This window comes from Fundidesulfovibrio agrisoli, from assembly GCF_022808715.1.
GTDB classification, from domain to species: domain Bacteria; phylum Desulfobacterota; class Desulfovibrionia; order Desulfovibrionales; family Desulfovibrionaceae; genus Fundidesulfovibrio; species Fundidesulfovibrio agrisoli.
Window position 1 is genome coordinate 24,671 of sequence record NZ_JAKZKX010000033.1, and the last position, 8,386, is coordinate 33,056.

Below are 8,386 nucleotides of genomic sequence, written 5' to 3' on the forward strand. Positions count from 1 at the left end.
CCGTTTCAACCAAGATTATGTGCGGCGGCGCGCCTCGGCGCGCGGGGGACGTTCGCCGGATTGCGCCCCGGCGTCAAGGGGTTCGTTCCTTGCGCCGCCCGCGCAGCCCGGTCCAGGTGACCCAGGTGGCCCAGGCCGCCAGCGCCAGGCAGGCCGACCCGGCCAGCGCCCAGACCGCCAGGGTGATCCGGTCGCCCAGGGAGCGCAGGCGCTGCGGCGTGTAGAACACATCCACAGGCCCCTGCCAGCCGGGTGAATCCGGCGAAGCGACGTAGGCGTTCATGAACCCGTAGGCCTTGAGGGGCGCACGCCCGTCCGCCCGCCAGTTCGGGTTGTGGCTCTCGGAGAAGAGCAGCACCCGCCCGGAGCCGGAGGGAACGACGGCCTTGTAATGCGCCTGGTCCACGCGCTCCAGGGCCACGGGCGGCGTGGGCTCGGGGCGCTCGTCAGGCCCCTGGCGCAGGGCGATCAGGTCGCAGGCCTCGGAAGGCGAGCCCAGCACGGCCAGGCGCGCGGGCGCGTCCGGCCCGGCCTCCACCGCGCCGAGATCGCGCCATTGCGGGCCTTCAGGCCCGAGAATGTGCGCGCTGGCGCTGTACAGCCCGGCGCGCGGGGCCGGGGCCTCAAAGGAAGCAGGCAGGGCCACGCCCTGGCCCATGCAGGCCGGGCCCACCGGGTTTTGGGCCTTGAGGCGCAGGCGCATGGGCGTGTTGGGCGTGTTGGCCAGGGAGTGCAGCTGGGCCTGGCGCATGGACACGCGGATGCGCACCGTGCGGCAGGCGGCCTGCACGTCGGAGCGCATGCGGCGGCCGTAGACGTCCTCCCAAGAGTTGCCCGTGCCTCCGGCCAGCTCGAACAGGGGGCGGAAGGGGCCGCCGTCCACGGCCCACTCGGCCCGAACGAAGGAGACGCCCGCCGGGTCGCCGAAAAGGCGCGGGTAGCACTCCAGCTCAAACCCGGAGGCGGCCCGGGGCAGCTCCACTGTGAACTCGGCCACGCCGACGTCCGGGCCTTCGGCGGCCAGCATGCCCGCGCCAGCGCCGTCCACGGACTCGGAGCGAAGATTTTCGGTCGTGAGAGTTATGCCGGGCAGTTCGGCCAAGAGGGGCTCGTCCCAGGAGTCGGCCGCCAGGCGCGAACCGGGCAGCGCGCAGGACGCGGCCCCGGAGAGGGCCAGCGCGCCTCGTTCGGGCGGGAAGGCGGCGTCCATGGCGGCGCGCGCGGCGGCCAGATCGGCCTCGGGCGCGGCCAGAACCCCTGCGACCACGGCCCCGCGCCCCGGAGCCTCGAACACCAGGACGCCGCCGGAAGCGGGGGCGAGGCCCAGGTCGACCCAGCGCCAGCCCCTGTCCAGCAGATCGGGCCTGTCCGCCGGGCGCAGTTCGCGGCCGCCCAGGCTGGCGGAAGGCCCCCACTGCCCGGGCACGGCGGCCACCCGGGCCAGCAGGCGAAGGTTTTCCCCCTTGGGCAGGGGCACTTCCAGGCGGGCCGGACCGTCGCTCACCAGGGCGGCCCCGTTGAGGGGCGAGCCCTCGAACCAGATGTGCCTGTCCCAGCGTTCGGCCAGGGAGGCCCAGCCTGAAGGCATGGCCCGTCCGGTCGGCGCGGCGGCGATCCAGGTGCCCGCCGGCAGCCAGGGCAGCAGCAGCTCCGGCCAGGAGCCGCCCCAGGAGCGCAGGCCGCCCGTGGCCTCGCCCAGGGCGGACAGGGTTTCTCCCTCGGCGTCGGTGCCGAAAACCTGGGCCTCGGCGGCGAAGAGGTCCCCGGGCAACTCGGCCAGCCCCGCCAGCAGGGGCGCGCCACCGGAGGCCAGGGCCAGGGTGCGGGCCGTGCGCAGGCGCGGCAGGTACCCGGCGTTGTCCAGCACCGTGAACGGGCCGCAGCTCCACTTCGCGTCCGGGCGCAGGTCGCGCTGGGCCGCCAGGAAGCGCGGCAGGCTGTCGCCGGGGTCGGCCAGGGTTTCGGAGCCGCGCTTCACCCGGGGCATCCAGCCGAAATCGGAATAGCTGAGCGCGGGCACGGCCGCGTCGTAGACCACGCGGCGCACCGCGCCCAGGCCCAGCAGCCGCCCGAAGGCGTCGGTGAGCGGCCCGGGCCGGTTGAGCATGGAGAGCAGGAACCGCCCGAAGGGCTGGCCCACGAAGGTGGGGCCGAGCAGGCTGTCCTTGCCCAGAAGGCCGAAATTGCGGGTGAGCGAGGTGGCGGGGGGCGCGGGCACGTCGCCGGTTGGCCCGGCCACGGTGGGCAGCACCGTGATGCGGTAGAAGCCCGGATCGTCGTGGAGCGCCTTGACCAGCTCGCGCTCCTCCTCCGGCAGGGGCTGGAGCATGAGCGACATGGTCTGGGTGGTGGCGTTGCGCGGCACGGTGAGCGCCCCGCTCCACCAGGGCCAGAGGTAGACCCCGGCGGCCGTGGCGGCCAGCAGCCCGGCCATGACGCCGGGCCAGCGGTAGTCCTTCCAGAAGGAGCGGCGGCGCACCGCCTCCAGCCCAAGGCCCACCATCAGCGCCAGCCCCGCCTGGTAGAGCGGCAGCCAGCGCATGGGCCGGGCCATGAGGAAGAAGACCATCTGCACCCGGGCCAGCAGCCCTTCATAGAGGATGCGGCCGGGCATGGTCTGCGCCCCGGAGAGCATCCAGAACCCGCCCAGCAGGCACAGCCCACCGAACCACTTGAGCGAGCGCGGCGCAACCGGGGCCAGGAGCCCCAGCAGGGCCAGGCCCAGCAGGGCGAAGGCCGAGACGATCCAGGGCTCGCGGAAGGGGCCCTCCACGGGGTAGGCCTGCTCCGTGCCCATGCCCAGGTTGTCGGTGTGGCCGATCATGGCCTGGCGGGGCGGTGCGGAGAAGTCCTTATAGAGATGGAGGTAGTGGGCGCGCACGTCCTCCATGCGCTGGTTGTACTTGGCCCCGGCCGAGCCCGTGGCGGCGGCGGGCAGCAGCCAGTGGGCCTGGGCCCCGAGCACCACGCACCCGGCCACGGCCAGCACGGCCAGGGGCCGGGCCCCGCGCGCCGCGATCACGGCGGCCACGCCCCAGACCAGCAGGAAGGCTGCCGTGAGCACGATGCCCATGGGCGAGGCCGAGAATCCCAGCGCACCGGCCAGGCCGCAGCCCAGGGCCCAGGCTAAGAAGGCCGCGCCCCGCGCGGAGGCGGCCCTGTCAGCGAAATAGACGGTCCAGGGGGCCAGGGCCAGGGCGAAGCCGATCTCGAAGCCGTGGCCCGAGACGGCCATGGTGTAGGTGCGAGGGTTGAACTGGCTGAGCAGGCAGACCGCCAGGCTCGGCCCGAACCCCAGCCCCAGCCTGCGGCAGAGCAGCCAGTACCCTGCCGCGCCCGGCAGGGCGTAGAACAGGAAGTGCCAGCGGGCCAGGGCCGCCCCGCCCAGGAAGGCCAGCCCATTGCGCATCAGGGCGTCGAAGGCCCAGTCGATGCCGTTGAAGGTGGCCGGGGAGCCGAGCTCGAATATGGAGGACCAGGCGTCGCTGGAGATGGAGCCGTAGGCTTCAATCTGAGATGGATAGGGCGGGATGGTCTGGTCCCAGTTCTGGTAGATGTGACCGGGTTCGAAGAGCACCCCCCGGTAGGATACCGCGAACAGGGCGGCCACCAGGCAGCAGGCCGCGAGCAGGCACCATGGCGAGCCGGGGGAGAAAGCCGGGCCTGAAACAGGGCTAGCACCTGGGGGGGTGCCCTGGGCGGAGCTGTTCGGGGAACTTGGGCGCATGCGTGTCACGCCGGGTCAGTGCCACGCCCTGGAGGATTTGAAAAGGGCCGCGAGCAGCCCAATCCCTTGTGCGGCCCCGCGTGGTTTCCCGATTTTCTTTTTGCCTGAGCTGGGGTATCCAGGCAGGACGGCGGGCGTTTCCCGGACGGCTTCGGATCGGAGCGGCTTGTTATAAAATGCACAAGCATTGGCGCACCCCAGGGCCGCACCCCGCCCGCCCGCGAGACGAACCCAAAAAAAATCCTGAAAAAAACCAGCGTGAACCCTTTGGCGCGTTGACGTAAAGAGCGCCCTTGTGGTAGGCCAGCCGGACTTGTGAAGCAATGCACGAGTTCCGGGGCCGCGCGGGAGCGCTTCCGAAAGGCACGCGAGAGGCTCGGATGATCCTTAAAAAACGAGACAAGTCTACCTGGGACGGCATCGAGAAGGCCGCCATGATGGGCACGAACTTCGTGGCCCACACGGTGGTCGGCCTGGTGATCGGCTACTACTTCGACAAGTGGCTGAACACCGCGCCCTGGGGGTTGATCGTCTGGCTGCTGCTGGGCATCGTGGCGGGCTTCCGCGACATGTACCTGCAGGCCATGAAGATCACCCGCTCCCAATCACTGGACGGCCCGCAGGCCGGCCAGAATGCAGCCCCGGCGGACGCCGCCAAGCCAGGAGTGAACCCGGAGGAAAAGCCCGGAGGGAAGAAGGATGCGTGAGCGCCTCGATTCCCTTCTGGAGCGGGCCGGGTTCCACCACGCGGAAGGCCGCGAGCTTGTGCGCATGCAGATCGCCATGGCCACGGGGCTGAGCCTCGCGGCGGTGTCCATCTCCGAGTTGTCTGACTGGGGCTGGGCTTTCATGGGCGGCGCGGCGCTCATCACGGTGAACTTCTGGTGGCTGGTGAAGTACGCGCAGAACGTGACGAGCAACGCGGCGGGCGCCGCGGGCGGAGCGTTCTTCAGGTTTTTCGTGCGCTTCGGCATTACCGGGGCGGGGCTTTATGCGATGATCGTCGAGGCGGGATGGCCGGTGTGGGCCATCGTGGCGGGGACGATCACTGTGATGGTGACCATTCTGGTGTGGGGGGCCCGTAAAAGGGCCAGGTCTAACAGCGCGAAGGAGGCCTAGGGCTATGGCTGGCGGATTGGAACATCCGGTATTGTTTTTGGAAATGGCGGCCAAAGGTGCGGGGCTGAACATCCCCAATGAAGTTCTCTTCGCCTGGTTGGCCATGGCCGTACTCATCACCCTGGGCCTCATTACGTCTTCCAGGCTTCAGATGGTGCCCGGCGGGCTTCAAAACTTCTTCGAATACATGATCGGAGGGCTGGAGAACTTCACCGTGGAGACCATGGGTGAAGACGGCCGCCGCGTATTCCCGGTTCTGGCCGGCATCTTCCTGTTCATCCTGACCTGCAACTTCATGGGCCTGGTCCCGGGCTTCGACTCGGCCACCAACGCCATCAACACCAACGCGGCCATGGCCGTGTTCGTGTTCGTCTACTACAACTACTGGGGCATCAGGAACTGGGGCCCCGGCTACATCAAGCACTTCATGGGCCCCATGCCCGCGCTGGCCCCCATGATGCTCATCCTCGAAATCATGAGCCACCTGGCCAGGCCGCTGTCGCTCACGCTGCGACTCTTCGGCAACGTCCGCGGCGAAGAACTGGTTCTGATGCTGCTGTTCATGCTGGCGCCCATCGCCGCCACGCTGCCCATCTACTTCCTGTTCTCGCTGGCCGACTTCATCCAGGCCTTCGTGTTCTTCATGCTGACCCTGATCTATCTGAAGGGAGCTTTCGAACACGCCCACTAAACCGGGGGAAATGGTCATTTGACCAAACAACATACCACATTCGAGGAGACTACTCATGCGTAAGGTTCTTTTCACCGCCCTGAACACCGTCGCCCTGCTGGGCCTGGCCTCCCTGTCCTTCGCCGCTGACGGCTCCGCCGTTGGCGCCATGTCCGCCTGGGGCGCCGCCGTCGGCATGGGCCTGGCCGCTCTGGGCTGCGGCATCGGTCAGGGCATCGGCGTGAAGGGTGCTTGCGAAGGCATGGCCCGCAACCCTGAGATCGGCGGCAAGCTGACCACCACCCTGATTCTGGGCCTGGCCTTCATCGAATCCCTGGCCATTTACGCCCTGGTCGTCTGCCTGCTGCTCATGTTCGTTAAGCCCTTCGGCGCTTAATCACGACATGCTTGCCGGGAGGCTCCGCAGGGGCCTCCCGGTTTTTTCTTCCACCCAATCCCCACAAATGCCCACATGGTGAAGAGCGAACACATACCGCGCGCAACAATCCAGCGACTGGCCCTCTACGTCCAGGTGCTGGAGACCTTCCGCAGGGAAGGTTCCGAGGTTGTCTCCTCCGAGACCCTTGCCAAGGCGTGCAACGTGAACCCTTCCCAGATCCGCAAGGACCTCGCCTACTTCGGCGAGTTCGGCGTTCGCGGGGTGGGCTACTTCGTCCAGGATCTCATCTCCTCCATCAAGCAGGCCTTGGGCGTCGACCGGGTCTGGAAGGCCGCCCTGGTGGGCGTGGGCAACCTGGGCAAGGCCCTCTTGCGCCATCAGGACTTTCCGCGCCGGGGTTTCCACATCGTGGGCGCCTTCGACTGCGACCCCTTCAAGATAGGCGAGGAGGTCTCCGGGCTTGAGGTCATCTGTTCCCGCCGGCTCAAGGAGAAGGTGGAGGAGCTCGACATCGAGATCGGCCTCATCACCACCCCGCCCGAACGCGCCCAGCGCGCGGCCAACTACCTGGCGGACGCGGGCGTGCGCGGCATCATCAACTTCGCCCCGGCCCGGCTGACCCTGCCTGACGACATCCACATCGAATACGTGGATTTCTTCCACCACCTTTACGCGGTGGCCTTCAACCTGACCCTGGACAAGGCCGAGAAAGAATAGCTCCCACCGCCTTGATGATCCGGCCTGATTTTCCCGAGCACATTCTCCGCGTTTTCGGCTATCTCTCCCTTACGGACCGGCGCTTGCGCCGTGATTCGACACGAGCGGAGGAACCATGCACCGTCACGTCGCGCTGCTGACCGACTTCGGCCTGGACGACCCCTACGTGGGCCAGATGAAGGGGGCGCTGGCCATGCACGGCCCGTGTGTGCCCGTGCTTGACCTGTGCCACCATGTCACACCCTACAACACACTTCAGGCGGGGTTCCTCCTGCGGGCCAGCTGCGGGCACTTCCCGCCCGGCACGGTGTTCGTGAACGTGGTGGACCCGGGCGTGGGCGGGTCGCGGCGCATCGTGATCCTGGAGGCGCTGGACCGATTTTTCCTGGCCCCGGACAACGGACTGCTGACCATGGTGTTGGAGGCCGCCCCGGATTGCCGGGCCTTCGCGGCCGACATCTCGCATTTCGCAAAGGCCAGCGCCACATTCCACGGGCGCGACGTGTTCGCGCCGCTTGCGGTGCGCCTTGCCTTGGGCGCGGACCCGGACGTGCTTGGTACGCAGGTGGACCCGGCCGGGCTCGTCCGCCTGCCCGAGCTCTGGGCCCACAGAATCTCTGAAGGAGCGGCCGCGCGCGTTCTGCATGTGGACCGATTCGGCAATTGCCTGCTGAACATGGAAATTGACCCATGGAAATCAGCGATCGAAAGCGGCGAGGCGGTGAGACTTGCCTCGGGGCAATCTGTAACGCCTTGCGCGAGCTACGAGGCCTTGAACCCAGGTTGTGTCGGCATCCTGGCAGGGAGCCAGGGCGTCATGGAACTGGCCATGAACATGAGCAGCGCTGCCGAGCAGCTTATGCTGGAACCGGGTTCGGAAGTGATCTTCCTTTTCGGCTGAAGGATTTTCGGATGAATCTGCACATATTCAGCGCCACCCTCTCGTTCCTGACCCGGCTCGGGAGGCCGCGCATCCTGGCCGAGGGCGAATTCGCGCGCACCCTGGCCTGGTTCCCCCTGGTGGGGCTGGCTGTTGGCCTGCTGGCCGCCGCTCCCGGCGCGTTCGGGCTTTTCTCGGCGTATCCCTTGCTCCTGGGCTGGCTTGCCGTGGGATTGAGCCTTTGGTTCACGCGCGGCCTGCACGCGGACGGCCTGGCCGACGTGGCGGACGCCTGGGGCAGCGGGGCCGTGGGAGAGCGCTTCTGGACCATCATGAAGGACAGCCGCGCCGGGCCGTTCGGGGTGCTGGGGCTGGTTATGGGCCTGGGCGGTCAGGTGCTGGCTTTCGGGGAGCTGGCCCGCCAGGGGCGGTTCGGGGCCATCGCCTGGTGCTTCGTGCTGGGCCGGGCGCTGTCCGTGATGGCGCTCGCGGCCAACCGGAGGCGCGTGCGGCCGGGGTTGTCGTCGCTGTTCGCGCCCGGGGCCACGGCTTGGGTCGCAGGGTGCGTCGGTGCCCAGGCAGTGGCTGCCGGGTTGCTGCTGGATGGCTGGCGGCCTGTCATCATCGCCGTGCCGCTGTGCGGGGTGCTGCTCTGGCGGATGAGCGCCCTCTCACGGAAACAGTGCGGCTTCAACGGTGATTTCATGGGCGCGGCCATCATGGCCGGGGAACTGCTGGGGGCGCTGGCCGCGTTGGCCTGAACGCACCTGTTTCGCCCAAGATCTCAGAAAATTTGCTGGTTGTAGCCTCCGTTGGGCGCTCCGTGGGCGGAAGCCATCAGACATATTTGAAGAATGTCGAATGGCTTCCGCC

Annotated in this window: 8 protein-coding genes; 7 read left to right on the forward strand and 1 reads right to left on the reverse strand. The window is 68.2% G+C overall.

The genetic code is table 11. The features are described from left to right. Positions 1-73: 73 nt before the first annotated feature. Positions 74-3,727 carry an FUSC family protein gene (locus MLE27_RS16795; protein WP_243313620.1) on the reverse strand — a complete coding sequence of 1,218 codons (3,654 nt, stop codon included), beginning with the start codon at positions 3,725-3,727 and terminating at the stop codon, positions 74-76. Positions 3,728-4,107: 380 nt separating this feature from the next. On the opposite strand from MLE27_RS16795, the gene MLE27_RS16800 reads away from it, so the two are divergent. The 7 genes from MLE27_RS16800 to MLE27_RS16830 all read left to right on the forward strand — a co-directional run bounded on the left by MLE27_RS16800 (position 4,108) and on the right by MLE27_RS16830 (position 8,274). Then, positions 4,108-4,434, forward strand: coding sequence for an AtpZ/AtpI family protein (locus MLE27_RS16800; protein WP_243313622.1), 327 nt, complete (start codon positions 4,108-4,110; stop codon positions 4,432-4,434). Next, on the forward strand, positions 4,427-4,846 hold the full coding sequence (locus tag MLE27_RS16805; RefSeq protein WP_243313624.1) for an ATP synthase subunit I: 420 nt from the start codon (positions 4,427-4,429) through the stop codon (positions 4,844-4,846). Before MLE27_RS16800 ends, MLE27_RS16805 begins: the two co-directional genes overlap by 8 nt. A 4-nt stretch (positions 4,847-4,850) precedes the next feature. Next, positions 4,851-5,537, forward strand: coding sequence for a F0F1 ATP synthase subunit A (gene atpB, locus MLE27_RS16810; RefSeq protein WP_243313626.1), 687 nt, complete (start codon positions 4,851-4,853; stop codon positions 5,535-5,537). Between the two features lie 55 nt (positions 5,538-5,592). Continuing rightward, positions 5,593-5,913, forward strand: a complete 321-nt coding sequence (gene atpE / locus MLE27_RS16815; RefSeq protein ID WP_243313628.1) for an ATP synthase F0 subunit C — start codon at positions 5,593-5,595, stop codon at positions 5,911-5,913. A gap of 78 nt (positions 5,914-5,991) precedes the next feature. Further along, positions 5,992-6,633 carry a redox-sensing transcriptional repressor Rex gene (locus MLE27_RS16820; RefSeq protein WP_243313636.1) on the forward strand — a complete coding sequence of 214 codons (642 nt, stop codon included), beginning with the start codon at positions 5,992-5,994 and terminating at the stop codon, positions 6,631-6,633. A 115-nt stretch (positions 6,634-6,748) separates the two neighbouring features. After that, complete coding sequence (locus MLE27_RS16825) at positions 6,749-7,534, forward strand: SAM hydrolase/SAM-dependent halogenase family protein (RefSeq protein ID WP_243313630.1); 786 nt, start codon at positions 6,749-6,751, stop codon at positions 7,532-7,534. Positions 7,535-7,545: 11 nt separating this feature from the next. Then, positions 7,546-8,274: an adenosylcobinamide-GDP ribazoletransferase gene (locus MLE27_RS16830; protein WP_243313632.1), complete on the forward strand. Its 729-nt coding sequence runs from the start codon at positions 7,546-7,548 to the stop codon at positions 8,272-8,274. Positions 8,275-8,386: the final 112 nt, after the last annotated feature.